At 50.6% G+C, this 20,229-nt stretch carries 19 protein-coding genes; 8 read left to right on the forward strand and 11 right to left on the reverse strand.

What is annotated here, in order from left to right:
* Nucleotides 1–35: 35 nt before the first annotated feature.
* From ACXMYH_RS15920 to ACXMYH_RS15935, 4 genes are read left to right on the forward strand one after another with little or no spacing between them, the layout of a single operon-like run.
* On the forward strand, nucleotides 36–1,802 hold the full coding sequence (locus ACXMYH_RS15920; RefSeq protein ID WP_117470999.1) for a V-type ATP synthase subunit A: 1,767 nt from the start codon (nucleotides 36–38) through the stop codon (nucleotides 1,800–1,802).
* 14 nt (nucleotides 1,803–1,816) lie between these two features.
* A complete protein-coding gene (locus ACXMYH_RS15925; RefSeq protein ID WP_118531237.1) occupies nucleotides 1,817–3,214 on the forward strand; it encodes a V-type ATP synthase subunit B in 1,398 nt (465 codons plus the stop codon).
* Nucleotides 3,215–3,226: 12 nt separating this feature from the next.
* A complete protein-coding gene (locus tag ACXMYH_RS15930) occupies nucleotides 3,227–3,847 on the forward strand; it encodes a V-type ATP synthase subunit D (RefSeq protein ID WP_405578532.1) in 621 nt (206 codons plus the stop codon).
* On the forward strand, nucleotides 3,844–4,563 hold the full coding sequence (locus tag ACXMYH_RS15935; RefSeq protein WP_486555215.1) for a TIGR01906 family membrane protein: 720 nt from the start codon (nucleotides 3,844–3,846) through the stop codon (nucleotides 4,561–4,563). Before ACXMYH_RS15930 ends, ACXMYH_RS15935 begins: the two co-directional genes overlap by 4 nt.
* 48 nt (nucleotides 4,564–4,611) lie before the next feature.
* Here the strand turns inward: ACXMYH_RS15935 and ACXMYH_RS15940 are convergent, their stop codons facing one another.
* Nucleotides 4,612–5,457, reverse strand: a complete 846-nt coding sequence (locus ACXMYH_RS15940) for an IS3 family transposase (protein ID WP_118655573.1) — start codon at nucleotides 5,455–5,457, stop codon at nucleotides 4,612–4,614.
* On the reverse strand, nucleotides 5,451–5,804 hold the full coding sequence (locus ACXMYH_RS15945) for a helix-turn-helix domain-containing protein (RefSeq protein WP_118655571.1): 354 nt from the start codon (nucleotides 5,802–5,804) through the stop codon (nucleotides 5,451–5,453). Before ACXMYH_RS15945 ends, ACXMYH_RS15940 begins: the two co-directional genes overlap by 7 nt.
* A 264-nt stretch (nucleotides 5,805–6,068) precedes the next feature.
* On the opposite strand from ACXMYH_RS15945, the gene ACXMYH_RS15950 reads away from it, so the two are divergent.
* Entirely contained in the window at nucleotides 6,069–7,613 is a 1,545-nt protein-coding gene (locus tag ACXMYH_RS15950) for a D-alanyl-D-alanine carboxypeptidase family protein (RefSeq protein WP_486555216.1), read from the forward strand.
* A gap of 3 nt (nucleotides 7,614–7,616) precedes the next feature.
* Here ACXMYH_RS15950 and ACXMYH_RS15955 read toward each other — a convergent pair whose 3' ends face one another.
* Together ACXMYH_RS15955 and ACXMYH_RS15960 are read right to left on the reverse strand one after the other, a co-directional pair.
* Nucleotides 7,617–7,763: a hypothetical protein gene (locus ACXMYH_RS15955; protein WP_405578537.1), complete on the reverse strand. Its 147-nt coding sequence runs from the start codon at nucleotides 7,761–7,763 to the stop codon at nucleotides 7,617–7,619.
* Nucleotides 7,750–8,724, reverse strand: a complete 975-nt coding sequence (locus ACXMYH_RS15960) for a 3'-5' exonuclease (RefSeq protein ID WP_486555217.1) — start codon at nucleotides 8,722–8,724, stop codon at nucleotides 7,750–7,752. The genes ACXMYH_RS15955 and ACXMYH_RS15960 overlap by 14 nt, the downstream gene beginning before the upstream one ends.
* A gap of 253 nt (nucleotides 8,725–8,977) precedes the next feature.
* On the opposite strand from ACXMYH_RS15960, the gene ACXMYH_RS15965 reads away from it, so the two are divergent.
* On the forward strand, nucleotides 8,978–9,382 hold the full coding sequence (locus ACXMYH_RS15965; RefSeq protein ID WP_147326965.1) for a VOC family protein: 405 nt from the start codon (nucleotides 8,978–8,980) through the stop codon (nucleotides 9,380–9,382).
* A 126-nt stretch (nucleotides 9,383–9,508) separates the two neighbouring features.
* Here ACXMYH_RS15965 and hcp read toward each other — a convergent pair whose 3' ends face one another.
* Nucleotides 9,509–11,167 carry a hydroxylamine reductase gene (gene hcp / locus ACXMYH_RS15970; RefSeq protein WP_486555218.1) on the reverse strand — a complete coding sequence of 553 codons (1,659 nt, stop codon included), beginning with the start codon at nucleotides 11,165–11,167 and terminating at the stop codon, nucleotides 9,509–9,511.
* A gap of 427 nt (nucleotides 11,168–11,594) precedes the next feature.
* Here hcp and ACXMYH_RS15975 point away from each other — a divergent pair, with 427 nt between their 5' ends.
* Together ACXMYH_RS15975 and ACXMYH_RS15980 are read left to right on the forward strand one after the other, a co-directional pair.
* The gene (locus ACXMYH_RS15975) at nucleotides 11,595–12,932 is read left to right on the forward strand and encodes a TrkH family potassium uptake protein (RefSeq protein WP_486555219.1); all 1,338 of its coding nucleotides are present in this window, start codon (nucleotides 11,595–11,597) and stop codon (nucleotides 12,930–12,932) included.
* A 20-nt stretch (nucleotides 12,933–12,952) separates the two neighbouring features.
* Entirely contained in the window at nucleotides 12,953–13,600 is a 648-nt protein-coding gene (locus ACXMYH_RS15980) for a potassium channel family protein (protein ID WP_436972472.1), read from the forward strand.
* Nucleotides 13,601–13,757: 157 nt separating this feature from the next.
* Here the strand turns inward: ACXMYH_RS15980 and ACXMYH_RS15985 are convergent, their stop codons facing one another.
* The 6 genes from ACXMYH_RS15985 to nikA form a co-directional block, all read right to left on the reverse strand.
* On the reverse strand, nucleotides 13,758–14,708 hold the full coding sequence (locus tag ACXMYH_RS15985) for a M14 family metallopeptidase (RefSeq protein ID WP_486555220.1): 951 nt from the start codon (nucleotides 14,706–14,708) through the stop codon (nucleotides 13,758–13,760).
* A gap of 65 nt (nucleotides 14,709–14,773) precedes the next feature.
* Complete coding sequence (locus ACXMYH_RS15990; protein WP_486555221.1) at nucleotides 14,774–15,601, reverse strand: ABC transporter ATP-binding protein; 828 nt, start codon at nucleotides 15,599–15,601, stop codon at nucleotides 14,774–14,776.
* The gene (locus ACXMYH_RS15995) at nucleotides 15,598–16,431 is read right to left on the reverse strand and encodes an ABC transporter ATP-binding protein (protein ID WP_486555222.1); all 834 of its coding nucleotides are present in this window, start codon (nucleotides 16,429–16,431) and stop codon (nucleotides 15,598–15,600) included. Before ACXMYH_RS15995 ends, ACXMYH_RS15990 begins: the two co-directional genes overlap by 4 nt.
* The gene (gene opp1C / locus ACXMYH_RS16000; protein WP_117471011.1) at nucleotides 16,428–17,252 is read right to left on the reverse strand and encodes a nickel/cobalt ABC transporter permease; all 825 of its coding nucleotides are present in this window, start codon (nucleotides 17,250–17,252) and stop codon (nucleotides 16,428–16,430) included. The genes ACXMYH_RS15995 and opp1C overlap by 4 nt, the downstream gene beginning before the upstream one ends.
* The gene (gene opp1B / locus ACXMYH_RS16005) at nucleotides 17,252–18,193 is read right to left on the reverse strand and encodes a nickel/cobalt ABC transporter permease (RefSeq protein WP_142410725.1); all 942 of its coding nucleotides are present in this window, start codon (nucleotides 18,191–18,193) and stop codon (nucleotides 17,252–17,254) included. The genes opp1C and opp1B overlap by 1 nt, the downstream gene beginning before the upstream one ends.
* Before the next feature lie 216 nt (nucleotides 18,194–18,409).
* On the reverse strand, nucleotides 18,410–20,044 hold the full coding sequence (nikA, locus tag ACXMYH_RS16010) for a nickel ABC transporter substrate-binding protein (RefSeq protein WP_486555223.1): 1,635 nt from the start codon (nucleotides 20,042–20,044) through the stop codon (nucleotides 18,410–18,412).
* Between the last annotated feature and the right edge of the window lie 185 nt (nucleotides 20,045–20,229).

Raw genomic sequence — 20,229 nt, forward strand, 5'->3', positions numbered from 1 at the left:
AGTTACTTTTTATAACATTTTTGGAGGAAATCAACATGGCTGCAAAAGGCACAATTTACGGGATCAACGGCCCGATCGTCTATATTGCCGGTGATTCCGGTTTTCAGATGAATGAGATGGTCTACGTCGGAGAGGCAAACCTCGTCGGCGAGGTCATCGGACTGACCTCCGAACGCACAACGATCGAGGTCTATGAGGAGACCACAGGTCTGAAGCCTGGAGAGCCGGTCACAGGAACAGGAGCTCCTGTCTCCGTCACACTTGCCCCCGGCATTATCACAAATATTTTTGATGGAATCGAACGTCCGTTAGCCGCTATCAAAAAATCAAGCGGCTATTATATTGACCGCGGTGTTCATGTAACATCCCTTGATACAGAAAAGAAATGGCAGACCCACATGACCGTAAAGCGCGGTGATCATGTCTACGGCGGCACCATCATCGCAGAGGTCCCGGAGACGAGAGCCATTACCCATAAAGTCATGATCCCGCCGGATCTGGAGGGCGATGTCCTCTCCGTTGTCTCCGACGGTGAATATACGATCAATGATACACTGCTCACGATCATGACAAAGGACGGAACGGAAAAAGCGATCACTATGACACAGAAATGGCCGATCCGCATCCCGCGTCCGACCGTAAAGCGCTATCCGGCATCCAAACCGCTGATCACAGGACAGCGTATCCTTGACACCCTGTTCCCACTCGCAAAGGGCGGCACGGCGGCGATCCCGGGCGGATTTGGTACCGGAAAGACCATGACCCAGCACCAGATCGCCAAGTGGTCCGATGCCGATATCATCATCTACATCGGCTGCGGCGAGCGTGGAAATGAAATGACACAGGTTCTGGAGGAATTCAGCGAGCTGATCGACCCGAAGAGTGGAAACCCACTGATGGAGCGGACTACGTTGATCGCCAATACCTCCAACATGCCGGTTGCCGCCCGTGAGGCGAGTCTTTACTCCGGCCTGACACTTGCAGAATACTACCGCGACATGGGATACAACGTAGCGATCATGGCAGACTCCACCTCCCGTTGGGCAGAGGCTCTCCGTGAGCTCTCCGGCCGTCTGGAGGAAATGCCGGCCGAGGAAGGTTTCCCGGCTTATCTGGCATCCCGGCTGTCCCAGTTCTATGAGCGTGCCGGAATGGTCCAGAACTTAAACGGAACGGAAGGTTCCGTATCCATCATCGGAGCCGTATCCCCGCAGGGCGGCGATTTCTCCGAGCCGGTCACACAGAACACCAAGCGTTTCGTCCGCTGCTTCTGGGGACTTGATAAGAACCTCGCCTACGCGAGACACTTCCCGGCGATCCAATGGCTGACCAGCTACTCGGAATACCTCACGGATCTTTCTTCCTGGTACTCTGAGCATGTGGATAAAAACTTTGTCAATTACCGTAACCAGCTCGTCACGATCCTGAATCAGGAAAGCAGCCTGATGGAGATCGTAAAACTGATCGGATCCGATGTTCTCCCTGATGACCAGAAGCTCGTCCTCGAGATCGCCAAGGTTATCCGTCTCGGTTTCCTTCAGCAGAACGCTTTCCATAAGGAAGATACCTGTGTTCCGCTGAAAAAGCAGTTTAAGATGATGGAGATCATCCTTTATCTCTATAAAAAATCCCGTGCCCTCGTTGCCATGGGCATGCCGGTATCCGTCCTCAAAGAAGAAAAGATCTTTGAGAAGATCATTGCCATCAAATATGACGTCCCGAATGACCGTCTCGACATGTTTGACGACTATAAGAAGCAGATCGATGACTTCTACAATTCCGTCATCGAGCGCAACGCATAAGGAGGCAGATCACAATGGCAGTCGAATATCTTGGCCTTAGTTCCTTAAACGGCCCTCTTGCCGTCCTCGAAGGCGTTTCCGGGGCATCTTATGATGAAATCGTGGAAATGACCGTCGACGGAAAAGAAAAGAAGCTCGGACGCATTATCGAGGCGTACGAGGATAAAGCCGTGATCCAGGTGTTTGAGAGCACCGGAAACATGGCATTGAAAAACACTCATACCCGTCTCACCGGACATCCAATGGAGATCGGCGTCTCCGCCGATATGTTAGGCCGTACCTTTGACGGTCTTGGAAATCCCATCGACGGTCTGGGACCGATCTTAGCTGATAAAAAACTGGATGTAAACGGAAAACCGTTAAACCCGGTGGCCCGTGAATATCCGCGTAACTACATCCGTACCGGTATCTCCGCCATTGACGGTTTGATGACCCTGATCCGCGGACAGAAGCTCCCGATCTTCTCCGGAAACGGACTTCCCCACGACCAGCTGGCAGCGCAGATCGTCATGCAGTCCTCTCTGGGAGACAATTCCGATGAAAAGTTCGCCGTCGTATTCGCAGCTATGGGCGTCAAGTACGATGTTGCCGAATACTTTGAACGTACCTTCCGTGAGAGCGGCGTCCTGGACCATGTTGCCATGTTTATTAATCTTGCAAATGACCCGGTCGTCGAGCGTCTGATCACACCGAAGGTTGCCCTCACAGTTGCCGAATACCTCGCATTTGAAAAGGGCATGCATATCTTGGTCATCCTGACGGATATGACCTCCTACGCTGAGGCGCTGCGTGAGGTCTCCTCCTCAAAGGGCGAGATCCCGTCCCGTAAGGGATATCCGGGATACTTATACAGTGATCTGGCATCTCTCTATGAGCGCGCCGGAATCGTCGCCGGAGTCAACGGATCTGTCACACAGATCCCGATCCTTACCATGCCGAACGATGATATCACCCACCCGATCCCGGACCTTACCGGTTACATCACAGAAGGTCAGATCGTTCTGGACCGCAACTTAAACGGTCAGTCCATCTACCCGCCGATCAGCGTGCTTCCGTCCCTGTCCCGTCTTATGAAGGACGGCATCGGTGAGGGATTTACCCGTGAAGATCATCAGGATGTGGCAAACCAGCTGTTTTCCTGCTACGCAAAGGTGGGCGACGCGAGAGCCCTCGCATCTGTTATCGGTGAAGATGAGCTCTCCCCGATCGATAAAAAGTATCTGGAATTCGGCCGGGAATTTGAAAAACGGTTCATCGGACAGGATATCCATGACAACCGTACCATCATCGACACCTTAAACATCGGCTGGGAGCTTTTAGGACTTCTTCCGAGAGAAGAGCTCGACCGTATTGACACGAAGATCTTAGACAAGTATTATAAACCTGCAGACGCCGCTTCAGACGCTTCATAAGGAGGGGATCTCATGAATCCGAACACATTCCCCACCAAGGGAAATCTGATCCTTGCGAAAAACTCCCTCGCCCTTGCGACTCAGGGGTACGGACTGATGGATAAAAAGAGGAACATCTTGCTGCGGGAGCTTATGGGCCTGATCGATCAGGCAAAAGTGATCCAGTCCGAGATCGATTCCACGTTTACCGCCGCCTACAAGGCACTCCAGAAGGCCAATATCGAGATGGGAATCCACTATGTGGAGGAGATCGCAGGTTCACTTCCCGTCACGGATGATATCCGGATCAAGGCGCGCAGCATCATGGGAACGGAGATCCCGCTTGTCGAGTATACACCGTCAAAAGATGAAAAACCGCCTTATTCGTTTTACAGCACCAGCGATTCGCTGGACGAGGCGCGGATCGCCTTCGAGCGCGTGAAGGAACTGACCGCAGACCTCGCAACCGTGGAGACATCCGCCTACCGTCTTGCCGAGAGCATTAAGAAGACCCAGAAGCGGGCCAATGCACTAAAGAACATCACGATCCCGTCATACCAGGCACTTGTGAAGGACATCACCAACGCCCTGGAGGAAAAGGACCGCGAGGAGTTCACAAGACTAAAAGTAATCAAACGGAGTACCACGAAATGACAAAAACAGCAAAGACCATTACCTACGCCGCCGGGATCTTCACCGCGTTCTGGCTGATCATCGCGTTTCTTATCACATCCGTGGAGGCAGTCACCTACTGGACACCAGGATATTACGAGAAGGAATACACGAAATATCAGGTTCTGAATGATCTTCCTGAGATGACCATGGATGATCTTTTAGACGTTACCGATGAAATGATGGCATTTCTTCGCGGAAAGCGTGAAAACCTTCACGTATACACCACCATGGGCGGGGAATACCGGGAATTCTTCAATGACCGGGAGATCGCCCATATGAAGGATGTGCAGGGACTCTTTATCGGCGGATTATGGCTTCGCCGGATCGGGATCCTGATCACCCTATGCTTCGCGTCCCTGGCTTATTTCTGGGGGCATAAGAGCTCAGAGCGGACAGAGGCGTTAAAACGCCTGATCCCGAAGTCCCTCTGCATCGGCACCGGCGCAGTCTTTGCCGTGGCTTTAGTTTTGATCGGCATTATATCCACAGACTTCACGAAATATTTTATTGTTTTCCACAAAATCTTTTTCAACAATGATCTGTGGGTCCTCGATCCACGCACCGACATGCTCATCAACATCGTTCCGGAAGGTTTCTTCTTCGATACCGCCGCGCGGATCGCGCTGGTGTTTGCGGTGATCGTTGGGATGTTTTTTGTTGGGAATCTGGTATTATATAAAAGAGCCGGCAGGTAGATTGAAGTGACCCCCAAAAGTTAGACAATATTTTGAAGTAAAAATTGTTCAAGCAGCCGAAAGGGCTTGCTGTCTGTGAATTGCAGGCGGCAAGCCCTTTAGCTTTGCCTTGATCCTGCGGTTGTTGTAGTAATCCAGATATTCGATCAGTTCCTGTTTGAAGTGTTCCATGGATTGAAATTCTTGCAGATATAACAGTTCACTTTTGAGCAGTCCGAAGAAATTTTCTATCACAGCATTGTCCAGACAGTTTCCCTTGCGGCTCATGCTCTGTCGGATCCCCTTCTCGCGAAGCATCCGCTGGTACTGCTTGTGTTGATATTGCCAACCCTGATCAGAGTGGAGAATCAGGCGTGTTCCGGCCGGGATCTTTGCAAACGCCTCGTCCAGCATGGTGGTTACCATGCTGAGTACAGGATGATCCGATATGGTGTAACTGACCAGATCGCTGCTGTGCAGATCGAGAATCGGGGACAGGTAGAGCTTCTCTCCAAACAGGCTGAACTCCGTCACATCCGTGACCCATTTCTGATTCGGCTTTTCGGCATGGAAATCCCGATTTAGCAGATTTGGTGCGATTTTGCCCACTTCTCCCTTATAAGAGCGATACTTCTTCATCCTGACACGGCAAACTAAGCCCAACTCTTTCATAAGCCGCTGGACAGTCTTGTGGTTCACAGAGAATGTACGCTTGCGAAGTTCTGCCGTGATCCGGCGATAGCCGTATCGACCCCTGTTTTCATGGTAAATCGTTGTGATTTCTTCCTTAACAGATGCATATTTGTCTTCTTTCTGCATCTGCTTCAAATGATAGTAGAAAGTTGCACGGGGCAGTTGAGCGATTGAGAGCAGAATACTGAGTGCGTGTTTTTGCCTTAGCTTCTGAACTACCAGCGTTTTTTGTGCTGGTGTCGCTCGTCTTCCAAAACCAAGGCTTGCAAATTTTTTAGGTAATCGTTCTCCGCACGCAGTCGCTGCACTTCGGCCAGCAGATCTTCTTCTACCTGCTTCGGCAGCTGCTTTGGCGGACGACCCTTACTGCTGCGGCCACGCCGTTCGACGGCAAAGCCTTCCGGCCCTTCCTCCAGATAGATTCGCTCCCATGATTTGATTCGATCTCTGCTGTTTACCTCAAATCTACGACAGGTTTCGCTGTAACTTAATTTCTCTTCCTGCATAGTTTCAATCACCAGTTTTTTGAATTCCGGCGTATATCGTTTGTTTGGTACTCCTTTTGGCATAACAAAACACCCCACTTGTTAGATAGTATACCATACTGTCTAACAAATGGGGTGCAGTTCAGATCTGCCGGTTTTTTTATATCATTTATCGGTTGCAGCCCTGTCTTCAAACTGCTATAATCCATAGTACGAGTACTGTGATCATTCAATCCTTCACAATTACAGGCAAAAATCCATTCCTGATCGGCTGTGCCGATGGGATTTGAGACATCAAAACAGCCGCCACGTCGGGTAAACATGGCGGCAATTTTTTCAAGGAGTTCCATGAAACGAATTTTAAGTATTTTTCTCTGTCTGACGCTGATCCTCGGCTTTTGTCCGGGACAGACGGCATATGCGGCGGCTGAGTGGCCGTCGGAGATCTCGATCTCAGCGGACGGCGGGATCCTAATGGACATCAATTCGGGAGCGGTTTTGTTTGAGAAGAACAGCCATGAACCGTATTATCCGGCAAGTATCACAAAGATCCTGACGGCACTGATCGTGATTGAAAACTGTGGGCTTGATGAGACCGTGACGTTCTCCAACACAGCGGTGAACTCTCTTGAGCCGAACTCCTCCATTCTGGGGGCCCGCGCCGGAGATACGTTAAGTGTCCGGGACTGTCTTTATGCCCTGCTTTTACAGTCCGCGAATGAGGTTGCAAACGCTCTGGCCGAACACTGCGCAGGCAGTATTGATGCTTTTGCGGAGAAGATGAATGAGAAGGCGGAGGAGCTTGGATGTACGGACTCCCATTTCGCAAACCCGAGCGGTCTGAATGATCCGAATCACTATGTGTCCGCTTATGACATGGCACTAATCGCGAAGGCGGCATTTAATAATCCGACATTTGTAGAAGTTGATTCCACAACATACTATGACGTTCCTGCGGGGAAATTAAAGCAGTACCCGGATGGCTGGCGCTACTACGCCCACCACAGAATGCTGCGGCGGAATGATTCCCTTTATTACGACGGTGCCATCGGCGGAAAGACCGGTTACACCCTGCTCGCGGGAAATACATTGGTGACATGCGCGGAACGCGATGGAATGAAGCTCATAGCTGTCGTTCTCAATGGTCACCAGACCCATTATTCCGACACAAAAGCACTGTTTGACTATGGATTTAAAAATTTCAAGTCCGTTCCGGTTGCGGATCAGGACAGCACTTACAGCAAGGTGGCTGATGACCTGACGATCTCCGGGATCTTTTCCGGGAGTGCTACAAGACTCACGGTAAATAAAAACAGTGCAGTGACTTTACCTGCGGATGGGAACTTCTCCGATGTGACTTCCACACTGGACTACGACCTGACTGACGATGCACCGGATGGGGCGATCGCACGGATCGATTACCGCTATGGGGATAAGCTTGTCGGACAGGCTTATCTGGAGGCGACTGTGACACAGGGATATGTGCCCGGAGCGGTGAAACAGAGCACGGATACCGCGGAGACTGAGACTGTGGCTGAAACCGTTCCTTCTAAGGCACCTGACAAGAAAACCGAACCTTCCTCTAAAAAAACGGGCAGCAATAAGACATCCTGGACCTCCTCTCCTGCTTTCGGCATTGTTAAGAAAGTCCTGATCGCTGCCGCTGTCATCGGAGCCATTGGCGGCGCCGTCTTCGGAATCATGATCTATCAGGAAAATAAAGCCCAGAACGAGCGTTTTCTCCGTCATCAGCGGCGCGAAAAACGTTTAAAGGAATGGGGATATTCTTCCACAGAATTTGATATGATCATGGAAGAGCACTTAAGATCCAAGTCTGGGATTAAGCAGCCGGGATTCCGGGAGCGGCTCAGAGATCGTTTTCGGAGACGATAAGTTTTATTTTATGTAAACTAAAAGAGCAGATGTATGCTTTTTGAAGCAATACCTCTGCTCTTTTTCTATCTTTTCACATCCGTTTTGTTCAGGAGCAAAGTGCTCCATTGCTGCCATATCTTCCGGGCTGCAGCCTTTATTCCACTCCATGGAGTTTCTTCTGCCTGCTTTTCTCCGCACGGCGGATCCGGGCCTCCTCTTTTTTCAGGAAAACAGCTTCTGCACCTTCCTCATCCACCGGTTTTACCGTCTTTACGGCAAAAACTCTGCCGTCCTCCGACTTTTTCATCCGGATTTTTCCTTTCATCATACCGTGTTCCGGACATGTTGCAAGACACAGATAATAGCGCTGTCCTGAGGAAAACCAGCGGATCTTCTTCCGCAGCATCCGACGGCATTTCGTGCAGATGATATCCGTCACCCGCTTTTCCTCCATCGCCTCTTCCTTCGTGTCAAACATCTGTGACACGAACTTCGTGTACTCCGGGAAACGCAGCGTGAACTCCTCATCCTCGCTCTCCGGCGGCAGATAATAATCCACAGACACGTAATCTTTCACGGAATCAAAATCCATCGCCTGCAGCACCCGCCCCGTATATTCCGCGTCCCCCAGTGCCCGGTGGAACGGCGCGTCCACATCAAGCGCAAAGGACTCCACCGCTTCATCAAGCGAAATTCTCGCCTTTCCGTCCTGATAGCACAGGCTGTACAGTTTCTGGACATCATAAAAAAGGAACGGTTTCGGGAACGGAATCGTCATCCCATGATAGATCATGTTCCTCTGCAGTTCCGTAAGGTCCATACTTCCCCAGGTGCAGAATATGCAGTCCTCGCCGCACCATTTAAGGAAATCCTCCATCACCGCCGCAAACGGCTCTCCATCCCGCTCTAACTCTTCGATTGAAACATGGGTCACCTCAGAGATGATCCGGTGCATCTGGCGGTACACGCAGGGACGGATGATCCGGTGAAACTCCGCAACCTTCTCACGCTTTTCATTCAGTTTTACTGCTCCGATCTCAAAGATCTCAAAAGGAAGCCGCTCCACAGACGCTTCTTTACCGCCCGGGTTCTGGTTCCATTCCAAATCAAATACAATAAAATTTTTCATAATACAAGAGTATAGCACAGTTTTTTCTGCCCGTCACTGAGAAAATTGTTGCTGTACACGGGCAGGGATCAGTCGCTTACTTTTTTCTTGCACTCTGTTTCAAATAATCCTATAATAAGCATAGTTTGAGATAGAAAAACTACAGCAACAGCGTTTCCGCCTCTGTAGGATCACTCAGGTAAGACCATCTGCTTCTGATCTGGTGCTTTTATCTGGAGATTTGCTGCGCTGGAACGCGGAAAGGATTCTTATCATGAAACACATCACAGGACTTGCGCATATCGCGCTTTTCACAAAGGATCTTGAAGCATCCGTAAAATTCTACGAATGTCTCGGTGGAAAAGTAACCGGACAGGCTGATGTCCAGAAGCCACTCGGAACAAACCACATCAAGATCGTCAGCATGCCGGGCTTTGACCTCGAGATCATCGAGCCACATGACGGCACTGATGTGACCGCCCAGGGCGGTCTCTTCCCGCACATCGCAATCGAAGTCAATGACATCGACGCTGCCATCGCAGACTTAAAGGCAGCCGGGATCACAAACTTCCGGGGCGGTGTCGACAAGGCAGCTGACCTCCCGATCTTCGGCGGCATCCGCAACGCGTTTTTTATCGGACCGAACGGAGAGCAGCTGGAGCTTTTACAGCATCTGTAAAATTTGGTTGACCGCAGATCATGCGGATCACTGTAATTTAAGTACATAATTAAAGTCCCCGGATAAGGAACTACCGCAGCTGGTCAACTGACCGATGGCACATTCCCTATCCGGGGGCTTTTTATCTTATCCCAATAACGCCTTCAAATCCTCCTCCGGTGTCGTCACTGGACCGATTCCGTAGTTCTCCACAAGGAAATTCAGGATATTCGGGGAGAGGAACGCCGGTAAGGACGGGCCGAGGCGGATATTCCTGATCCCAAGATGCAGGAGTGTCAGGAGAATACACACTGCCTTCTGCTCATACCAGGAGAGCACGAAGGACAGCGGAAGCTCGTTCACCTCGCACCCAAACGCCTCCGCCAGCGCCATAGCCACCTTGATGGCACCGTAGGCATCGTTGCACTGGCCCATGTCCATGATCCGCGGGAGACCGCCGATATTTCCAAGGTCCAGATCGTTAAAGCGGAACTTTCCGCATGCTAACGTCAGGACAATGCTGTCCGCCGGAGTCTGCTTTACAAAATCCGTATAGTAGTTTCTTCCCGGCTTCGCGCCATCGCAGCCCGCAACGAGGAAGAAATGTCTGATCGCGCCGGATTTTACCGCGTCGATGACCTGATCAGCCATGGAAAGGATCGTTCCATGTCCGAATCCTGTCATGACCTGAGTTCCGCCGTTGATTCCCGTAAACTGGCGGTCTTCCTGATATCCGCCGAGTTCCAGCGCCTTCTCGATCACCGGGGTAAAGTCTTTCTCATCATCAATATGAACCATTCCCGGATATGCTACGACCTCCGTCGTGAACACGCGGTCCGCGTAGGATTTCTTCGGCGGCATCAGGCAGTTTGTGGTAAAGAGGATCGGAGCCGGAATATCCGCAAATTCCTTCTGCTGATTCTGCCATGCAGTTCCGAAATTGCCCTTTAACTGCGGATACTTTCTGAGCTCCGGGTAAGCGTGGGCCGGCAACATCTCGCCGTGGGTGTAGATGTTAACGCCTTTTCCCTCTGTCTGCTTTAAGAGAAGCTCCAGGTCCTTGAGGTCATGTCCCGTCACAACGATAAACGGTCCTCTTTCTACTACAAGCGGTACGCTGACCGGGATCGGAGTCCCGTAAGTTCCCGTGTTTGCTGCGTCCAGCATCGCCATGCAGGTGAGGTTCACCTCGCCGACCTTCAGGACCGTCGGGAGCAGGCTTTCGACGGTGCCGTCTTTTGCGATCTCCCGAAGTCCCGTTAAGAAGAACTGGTTTACCATCTCATCAGATGCCCCCAGCATCAGCGCATGGTACGCGTACGCCGCCATACCCTTTAATCCGAACAGGATCAGGGATTTCAGGGAGCGGATATCAGGGTCCATGTCCCACAGCAGACCGAGATTATAATCATCCGTATCTTGCACACTTGCTGCCGCACAAGCTGCATTCTCTGCCACACCTGACTCTCCCACTGCCTTTTCGCGCGGTCCTGCACTTTTCTTCACTAGCGCTGCGAGCAGCCGCTCCTTCTCCCTGTGCGTCTTCTCAATCTGCGCCCGGATCGCGTCATCATCAAAGCTTACATTCGTAAGTGTCGTAAAAAGCCCCTCGATCACCGTGCGGTACACTCGATCTCCCGGACATTCCACGCCTTCTGCCGCTCTCGCAAGCCCGATCATCGCACCTACAAGCTGGTCCTGCAGCCTTGCTGTCTCCGCCGTCTTTCCGCAGACACCCGTGCTCCCGGTACATCCCGCGCAGCCTGCGGTCTGCTCACACTGATAACAAAACATTTTCTGATCCATTTCATATACCTCCATATATTTCCCCGACTCTTCCCGCGTGACTCCAGGCAGCCCATACAAGCAGCCAACACTGTCTTCGCAGTTTTGCCGATCTCAAATTATCCTGACACACCTGCCGTCCCTGCGGCAGCCATAACCGATAAGTCATCATGTTTCCCTGTCCGGCACCGCCGAACCATGTACGCATTATATCCGCGAAATCAGCTTTCGTATGTTGTAATTACAACATTTTTAAACAGACCACCTGGAAATAATTTCCACACGTCCACCTCTCACACTTTTCGCAGACCAGAACGGATCCAGCCGCTCTTTATAATTTCCTGTGCGAATCAGGAATTTTCAGAACTTTAAAATCCATAAATTTCGCTTTTCTTTACATCCATAAACGTTTATAATGGAACAAATGCTTTATGAAAGGATTCAGATTATGTTTCGTATTCTTTCCGCTTTCAGGCGGTTAAATTCATTTCAGATCATTGTTTTAGGCTTTGCCTTCGTGATCTTGCTCGGCGCCGGCATCCTGATGCTGCCGGTATCCTCCGCGGACGGAAGCTGGACTCCATTTGTAAATGCCCTGTTTACCTCCGTCACCTCCGTCTGCGTGACCGGTCTTGTGGTCTGTGACACCGGAACCTACTGGTCTTCCTTTGGACATGCCGTAATTCTGCTTCTGATCCAGACCGGCGGTCTCGGCGTTGTGACGATCTCGGCTTCCTTTACGATCCTCTCCGGAAAGAAGATTGGTCTTTCCCAGCGGAGTATCATGGCGGAATCGGTCGCTGCCCCTCAGCTCAGAGGAGTTGTCCGCCTGACCGGTTTTATTGTAAGAGTCACTCTCGGTATCGAAGTGATCGGCGCTCTCCTGATGGCACCTGTATTCTGCCGCGATTTTGGTCTTTTCCGGGGACTTTGGATGTCTTTATTTCACTCTGTATCCGCATTCTGCAACGCCGGAATCGATCTGCTTGGTGTCCGGGGAGCATATTCCTCCCTGACGTCCTACGCATATGACCCGCTGATCAATCTCGTGATCATCCTGCTTATCGTGATCGGCGGAATCGGTTTTCTGACCTGGGATGATATTTACAGAAACCGGCACCATATTTCCCGATACCGGATGCAGAGTAAGGTCATCCTCTCCTACTCACTGGCACTGATCTTTATCCCGGCTATCCTCTTCTTTTTTCTGGAATTTCAGGATATCCCGGTCGGAAAACGGATCCTTGTATCCTTATTCCAGTCGGTGACAACGCGAACTGCCGGTTTTAATACAGCGGATCTTTCCTCCATGCGGGAATCCGGCCAGTTCCTTATGATCCTTCTCATGCTGGTCGGAGGAAGTCCGGGATCCACCGCCGGCGGAATCAAGACGACCACTCTGGCCGTTCTGATCTCCTGTGCGACTGCTGTCTTTGCCAGAAAGGACAGCCCGGAAATGTTTAAACGGCGCATTGTCCCCGATATTGTCGCCACAGCGATCGCGATCCTTTTCATGTATACAAGCCTCGGTATCCTGTGTGCCATGACGCTCAGCATTCTGGAAAGCCTGCCCCTTATACCGTGCCTGTTTGAGGCGATTTCTGCGCTTGCTACGGTAGGCTTGAGCTTCGGGATCACCCCGACACTTTCCGTTCCATCGAAGCTGATCCTGATCGCATTTATGTTCATCGGACGCGTTGGCGGACTCACGATCATCTACGCGACCATGTCCGGGTACAAGATTCAGTGCGGAAAATTCCCGCAGGAAAAAATTTCCGTCGGATAAATATATTTAAGGAGAAAATTATGAAATCAATTCTTTTGATCGGCCTCGGCCGTTTTGGAAAACATGTTGCCATGCATCTTCACAACCTCGGACACCAGGTCATGGCCGTTGACAGTACGGAGGAACGCGTCAACGCAGTCCTTCCCTATGTGACAGAAGCACAGATCGGTGACAGTACAAACGAGTCCTTCCTTTCCTCTCTGGGAATCCGCAATTTTGATGCCTGCATCGTCGCGATCGGCGATAATTTCCAGAGTTCCCTTGAAACAACGTCACTCTTAAAGGAGCTCGGCGCAAAGCTCGTTGTCTCCCGCGCTTCCAGTGATGTTCACCAGAAATTTCTTCTGCGGAACGGTGCCGATCAGGTCGTCTACCCGGAACAGCAGCTTGCGAAATGGACTGCGATCCGCTTCAGCTCCAACCACATTCTTGATTTTGTCAATCTGGAAGGCGACTACGATATCTATGAGGTAGATCTTCCGGAACGCTGGGTCGGCATGAGCGTAGGTGAGATCGATATCCGGAAAAAATACGGCATCAACATCATTGCCGTCCGTCGAAACGGCACCCTGGATTTCTCCGTCAAGCCGGAAACCAGCTTCGAAGACGGCGATACGATCCTGGTTCTCGGACAGTATCGGGATCTGCAGAAATGCTTTAAAATTTAATATCCTGTTTGTTCCAATGCGCGCCTGCGAAACCTGCCGCCGGCAGCTTCTTTCGTATGCATGGCAGCATAAAAAGCCATTTTATGGATATCTCCTGAATTTTAGGACTTTCCCATAAAATGGCTTTTTATTGACATTTTTATTTCACATCTGTTATTTATCTATCCACATATTCCCCATAGGCGATCAGCGGATCCCCGGCTTTCACGCCAAGACTCACCGTCTGGTACAGAACGATTCCCGGATAGTCTGCCCGATACTCCAGTAAAAGGTTTCCCCAGATATCTCTCACCGTTCCCAGAACCGCACCTCCCGCGAACGTATCTCCTGCGGAAAATACCGGATACCACAACCCATCTGTCTCTGCCTCCAGATACTCTGCTCTGGTCACATTTTTCTGCTGCACTGTATGAACCTCTTCACCGGAAAGAAGTCCCATGCGGATCATAATATTCTTCACATCCCGCTTATATGCCTGAACTTCGCTGTCCGTAAATCTTCCGCCGCCTCCGCGCTCCATGAGGATCGCTGGAAGACCTCTTTGGCAAGCGCTGCTATACGCGCCGGTGGTCGATGTGGAGCTGGCACGCACTTCCATATCCGCTGCCATTGCCATGTTCGCAGACACCCTGGCGATCTTTTCTCCTGCTGCCACATTATAATAGACAAACGGCATAACCTCTTCACTGGTATCCCCCGCATGAAGATCGATATAGTAGTCCGCCTTTGACTGGAGTTTTTCCGTGATCGTCCACGCGATCCGCTCCGACAATGTCCCATCCTTTTTCCCCGGAAATACCCGGTTCAGATTTTTTCCATCTTCAGGCACGAAAAAGCGCACATAATCCCGGAATGCTGAAGGATTTGCCACATGAAGGCAGATCACATTCCCCGCAATATCCTTGGGATCAAGCTCTCTGGAAAGCTCGGAAAGCGCCTGCACGCCGATATATTCCGCTCCATGGACTCCCGCTGATATCATCATCGTAGGTCCCTCCTTTGTCCCGCAGATAAGTGTTAGCGGAAGTTTCTGTCCGCCGCCTTCTATTTCCAGCCACCCAGTCTTCTTTTCTCCTGCTTCTGCACAGATCATTCCGATCTCCAGCATATTTCTGCCACCTCCTGAGCATATTTTCTGCTGCGCACTGTAACTGTTCAATGCACTCACAGCTACTATGCACTTTCTTCCCTTTCTTTTACGTCCATTTCATCATCGTACTCTTCATCAAACTCAATAATGGAATCCAGCAGCTTTCGCGCATACACATCCGTAGTCTGCGCGATCCGGGATACCGGGATATGTTCCGTGATCCGTCCTTTATATAAGAACATGACTTCGTCGCAGAGATATGTGACTGATGTAAGGTCGTGGGTGATAAACACATACGTCAGCTCCAGTTTCTCCTTCAGCTCCTTTAAGAGATCCATCACCTGCACCTGCGTGTGCGCGTCGAGGGAAGAGATCGCCTCATCAAACAGAATGAACTCCGGCTCACACGCCACGGCACGGGCGATGCAGACACGCTGAAGCTGTCCCCCCGAAAGCTCATGCGGAAAACGGTCGAGAAACGTCTCATCCAGGCCGACTAACTCCAGAAGTCTGCAGTATTCCGCGCTCCGGTCCGTCCTTTTCCCACTCTTCCGTTCCTTCACCCGGATTCCTTCCGCCAGAATATCCCGGATCCTGAACCGCGGATTTGCAGATGTCGTATAATCCTGGAATACAACGCTGAGCATGTTCTGAAGATTCTTCTTTCCATCTCGTGACGCATACACATTTTTTCCTTCCAGCAGATATTCCCCGCTGTCCGGCTTTAACAGACCGCAGATCACCCGTCCAAGCGTCGATTTTCCACTTCCAGATTCACCTAAGATTCCAAGGCAGCTTCCCCGTTTGATGGATAACGACACATCAAACAGTACCTGTGTCCTGCTGACACCAAAGATCTTTTCCTGCCGCTCACTGCGGAAGCTGACGCAGATATCTCTCATCCGGATCATGCCGCACCTCCATTCTCATGTCCAATGCTTTCCCTGTATTTTTTCATGACTGCCGACCGTTTTTCCACCAGAAGTCTCGTATATGGATCTGACGCATGATGCAGGATATGGGAAAAGCTTCCCCGGTCCGCGATCGTTCCGCTGTTCATGACCACAAGGTCGTCCGCAACCTTAGAGATCGCACCGAGATCGTGGGTGATAAAGATCATTGCCGTATCATGCTCTTTCTTGATCCGGACAAATTCTTCCAGGATCTCATACTGGGTGATCGAATCGATGGCAGTTGTCGGTTCATCCGCGATCAGAAGTGCCGGTTTTAATGCCATCGCGATCCCGATCATGATCCTCTGCAGCATGCCGCCGGAGAGCTGATGCGGGTATTTCTGAAGCGCCTCCTCCGGATTACGGATCCGCATGCGTTCCAGTGTCTCCAGTGACTTTTCTCGGATCTCGTTCGCATTCCAGTCTGTATGGGTCGCAAATGTCTCCCCGATCTGGCTTCCGATCCGGTAGAGTGGGTCAAAACACGTCATCGGGTTCTGTAGGACGACAGCGATCTCACTCCCACGGATCTTTCTCATGGACTCCCCACTTTCCTTTAAGAGATCCTTTCCCCCAAACCAGGCATGACCGGAGACGGAGAAATTCTTATCGAGAAGTCCCAGCATCGCCTTGATGCTCATGCTCTTTCCGCTTCCGGATTCGCCGAGGATCCCAAGGCACTCCCCTCGCTGAACCTCAAAGTTTACATGGCGGACAAGCTCTTTTTCCGGTCTGCGCGGAATTTTTAATGTTACACACAAGTCTTCCGCCCGTATCACTGTACTCATACATTCACCTCCTTCGGATCAAGAACATCCCGCAGAGCGTCTCCCATCAGGTTGAAGGCAGATACCAGGATCACGATCGCGACACCAGGAACGATCATCTGGGTCGGATTGCTGGTGAGGACATTTTTTGCCTCATTTAACATCGCTCCCCACTCCGGTGTCGGTGCCTGTACACCGAGTCCCAGGAATGAAAGCGTGGAAATATTGATGATCGCCCAGCCCACATCGAGTGACGCGAGAACCGCGAGGTCCGCCGCGATGGACGGCACCAGATGGCGGAACAGGATGAATCTCTCCGGAGTTCCCACGCATCTGGAAAACTGGACGAAATTGCGGTCTCTGTGCTGCATGACTCCGGTCCGGATCATTCGTGCATACCAGGCCCACTTGATGAACACATTCGCCAGGATCACATTCTGGACATTGATGCCGAGAAGCGCCACCACCGCAAACACCATGATCTGGCTTGGGAAGGAAAGCATGACATCGACCGTCCGCATGATGATCTCCTCCGGGATTCCGCGGAAATATCCCGCCAAAAGTCCCATAAGAGCACCAAGACCGATGGTTCCAAGCATCGTCAGGACTGCCAGCCCCAGTGTCGGTCGGATCCCATAGATCATTCTCGAAAGAATGCAGCGGCCAAGGTTGTCCGTTCCAAGCGGATATTCAGCCGAAAATCCGGCAAATTTGTTTAGAATGTCCGTTTCATACGGATCGTTCGGCGCAATAAACGGAGCGAAGATCCCAACGAGCGCTGTGAGGAGAACGATCGCCACGGTGAACATTGCAGTCCTGTTATGTAAAAAGCGCTGAAGCATTAATGTTCCTCCCTTCTCATACGCGGGTCTGATACCGTCTGTAAAATATCGAATAACAGGTTGAAAACGACAAACAGGACTCCGATCAGAAGCACATATGTCTGGATCACCGGATAATCCCGGTTAAAAATAGAACTGATGCAGAGCGTCCCGAGTCCAGGCCATGCAAACACATTTTCCACCACGATCGTTCCTGAGATCAGCTGCGGAATACTCATTCCGACTGCAACGATACAGGTGTGCATGGAGTTTTTCAGGATATGTTTTACAAGGATCAGCTTCTGGGGCAGCCCCCTGACATTCGCGTAAAGGACATAATCCTGCTTCATATTTTCCAGCATGTTGTTGCGGATCAGACGGATATAGGTAGAAATATAGCTGAGTGACACCGTAAAAGCAGGCAGGATCAGGTGTTTCCATGTCCCGTTTCCACTTGTCGGAAGAAGATCCAGCCTGATGGATACAAGCCACATGAGAAGAAGTCCCACCCAGTATGCCGGCATCGCCGTTGTCATAAAGACGATGGCTCTCATGATCTTATCGAACCATCCATCTTTATAGACAGCGCAGAGAAAGCCGATCGGCAGACTTAAAAGGATCACCATCACGAAAGAAACGCCCGCCAGCTGGAGTGTCGCAGGCATGCATCTTGCCAGTTCACCCGCCACAGTTCTTTTCGGATTTACATAACTGATCCCAAAATCTCCCCTCAGGCAATCCGCAAGCCAGGAAAAGTACCGCACAAGATATGGCTTATCAAGTCCCAGCTCTGCACGGACTTCCGCGATGGCCTCTTCTGTTATGATGGGCACCTGGCGGACACGCAGCGCTACCTCCGCCGGATCCGACGGGATCAGGTTGATAAATACAAAGCATACAAATGAAATCACGATCAGAAGCGGGATCGCTGAAAGGACTCGCTTAATGACGTATTGTTTCATGAAATGAAAATCTCCTTTCCTTTTTCGAACATCACAAAAACTCCAGGTATATGCACAACAAGCCGCCCAGATGGACGGCCTGTCAGATCGGGCTTTATCTCAGTCTCCGACTGAGATAAACGCTCCGCGAGGATGCGCAGTGATTCTGTAAAGAATATGTCAGCTTGCGCTGACCAGAATCACGCGCCAAGTCTCACGGACGTTCGACTTGAATTTTTACTCAAAATAGAAATCCGCGAACGGAACTTCGTACTGGGTCTGTGTGAAATGGAAGCCCTGAAGATCCGAACGGTAGATCGCCTTGTTGCACTCATATGTGAGCGGAATGTATACCGCGTCCTCATGGAGTCTTGTCAGGACAAATGTGTAGAGTTCCTGGCGTTTTGTCTCATCGGTGGATACAAGAATATCCGTGATCGCCTGGTCGATATCCGCCTTATCTTCAAGTCCGAGCTGCGCTGCATAGTCACCGTAAACCGGCGCGCGCATCGCTGCCAGGGAAGACTGCGGATCATACGGCATACCCCAGCAGATATTGAATACCATGTCGAAATTTCCTGCCTTCATGTTATCGCGATAGGACTGCTCCTCTTCGCCATGGATATTTAAGGAAATTCCGATCTTCTGGTACTCACTCTGCAGATACTCAGCGATTGCTTTCTCTGTTACGCTGTCACTGTTGTAAAGAAGATCAATGTTTAACTTCTGACCGTCTTTTTCACGGATCTTGTCCGCTCCAACGACCCATCCGGCTTCGTCTAACATACTCTGGGCAAGCTCCACATCGTATGCGTACGGCTCAAGGTCGATATCGCAGTATGGAACTGTTTTCGCAAACAGAGTGTCTGCCGGCTGCTCAAGTCCATAGAAGATGCCGTCGGAAATTGCCTGCTTGTTGGTCGCGTGCTGAAGCGCCTGGCGGACTTCCTTATCCGCAAGGACATCTCTTGTCGTGTTTAATACGATCTGACGGGTAGATGTCGGGTCAGAAAGGGATACTGTAAATTTATCGTTTCCTGTGTACTGGTTGATAGCATCCGCGTCAATCATGTTTTTACCGAAAATCATATCGATCTCGCCCTTCTCCAGCGCAAGAATTCTCGTCTGGTTATCCGGGATCACCTTAACTGTGATCTTTTTGATCTTCGGCTGTTCGCCCCAGTAATTTTCATTTGCCTCAAAAACGGCATATTCGTCTGTCACAAAGTCGGTCAGCACATACGGACCTGTTCCGATATAGGCGTTGACTCCATCTTTTGTGCTTCCATCCTTCATCGCTTTCGGAGAGATCATAGCAAACGGTCTCGTAACACCAAGCTCTGTTAAAAGCGGGTAGTACGGCTCGGAAAGTTCGATCACGAAGGTCTTGTCATCCGGTGCCGATACACCCACGAGAAGGTTCATCATCTCCAGCCATGTATGGCGGTCCTTATTCTCGATGATCGCGTCAAAGTTTGCCTTGATCGCATTTGCGTCGCAAACTTCCCCATCAGAGAATTTCACACCGTCACGGATGTGGAATGTATAGGTCTTTCCGTCATCACTGATGTCCCAGGATTCTGCCAGGCATCCCTCATATCCATCCGCTGTAATATTTACAAGTGTCTCATAAAGCATCTCCTGGGCATACATTTCTCCTGCGTAGAGATGTGGATTTAAATCGCGGATATCGCGATAGTTTACAAATACAAGTTCTTCTTTTCCTTCAGAAGCACCGGCTTCTGATGCTGCGGCACTATTCTCTGCTCCTGCTGCTGCCGTTGTCTCTGCTGTGTTTCCTGCTCCGCCGCATCCTGTCAAAGATGCCGCCATAAGACCTGCCAGGCACAGGCTAAGTACTCTTTTTTTCATGTTGTCCTCCTCTTGAGTATGTGTGGGGGATCTTTACATTTTTGCAATCCCCGCTTGTGTCTGTTTTTCGCAGGAATTACTATACCATGGTTAGTTAAAACTTACCAATGCCATTTCATGGGGGATTAGTTATAACAAAAGCGTATAGCAATGAGGATTTTTTATATGATATCGCTCATATAAAT

The organism is Pilosibacter sp. NGB245 (genome assembly GCF_057397225.1).

Excerpts from the sequence above, each read along its gene's own strand:
- ACXMYH_RS15975 (WP_486555219.1), top strand. The coding sequence starts at position 11,595 with ATGTTTCGTATTCTTTCCGCTTTCAGGCGGTTAAATTCATTTCAGATC.
- ACXMYH_RS15995 (WP_486555222.1), bottom strand. The coding sequence starts at position 16,431 with ATGAGTACAGTGATACGGGCGGAAGACTTGTGTGTAACATTAAAAATT.
- opp1C (WP_117471011.1), bottom strand. The coding sequence starts at position 17,252 with ATGCTTCAGCGCTTTTTACATAACAGGACTGCAATGTTCACCGTGGCG.
- ACXMYH_RS15980 (WP_436972472.1), top strand. The coding sequence starts at position 12,953 with ATGAAATCAATTCTTTTGATCGGCCTCGGCCGTTTTGGAAAACATGTT.
- ACXMYH_RS15960 (WP_486555217.1), bottom strand. The coding sequence starts at position 8,724 with ATGAAAAATTTTATTGTATTTGATTTGGAATGGAACCAGAACCCGGGC.
- ACXMYH_RS15925 (WP_118531237.1), top strand. The coding sequence starts at position 1,817 with ATGGCAGTCGAATATCTTGGCCTTAGTTCCTTAAACGGCCCTCTTGCC.
- ACXMYH_RS15990 (WP_486555221.1), bottom strand. The coding sequence starts at position 15,601 with ATGATCCGGATGAGAGATATCTGCGTCAGCTTCCGCAGTGAGCGGCAG.
- hcp (WP_486555218.1), bottom strand. The coding sequence starts at position 11,167 with ATGGATCAGAAAATGTTTTGTTATCAGTGTGAGCAGACCGCAGGCTGC.
- ACXMYH_RS15950 (WP_486555216.1), top strand. The coding sequence starts at position 6,069 with ATGAAACGAATTTTAAGTATTTTTCTCTGTCTGACGCTGATCCTCGGC.
- ACXMYH_RS15955 (WP_405578537.1), bottom strand. The coding sequence starts at position 7,763 with ATGGAGTGGAATAAAGGCTGCAGCCCGGAAGATATGGCAGCAATGGAG.
- ACXMYH_RS15935 (WP_486555215.1), top strand. The coding sequence starts at position 3,844 with ATGACAAAAACAGCAAAGACCATTACCTACGCCGCCGGGATCTTCACC.
- nikA (WP_486555223.1), bottom strand. The coding sequence starts at position 20,044 with ATGAAAAAAAGAGTACTTAGCCTGTGCCTGGCAGGTCTTATGGCGGCA.
- ACXMYH_RS15985 (WP_486555220.1), bottom strand. The coding sequence starts at position 14,708 with ATGCTGGAGATCGGAATGATCTGTGCAGAAGCAGGAGAAAAGAAGACT.
- ACXMYH_RS15930 (WP_405578532.1), top strand. The coding sequence starts at position 3,227 with ATGAATCCGAACACATTCCCCACCAAGGGAAATCTGATCCTTGCGAAA.
- opp1B (WP_142410725.1), bottom strand. The coding sequence starts at position 18,193 with ATGAAACAATACGTCATTAAGCGAGTCCTTTCAGCGATCCCGCTTCTG.
- ACXMYH_RS15965 (WP_147326965.1), top strand. The coding sequence starts at position 8,978 with ATGAAACACATCACAGGACTTGCGCATATCGCGCTTTTCACAAAGGAT.
- ACXMYH_RS15920 (WP_117470999.1), top strand. The coding sequence starts at position 36 with ATGGCTGCAAAAGGCACAATTTACGGGATCAACGGCCCGATCGTCTAT.
- ACXMYH_RS15945 (WP_118655571.1), bottom strand. The coding sequence starts at position 5,804 with ATGCCAAAAGGAGTACCAAACAAACGATATACGCCGGAATTCAAAAAA.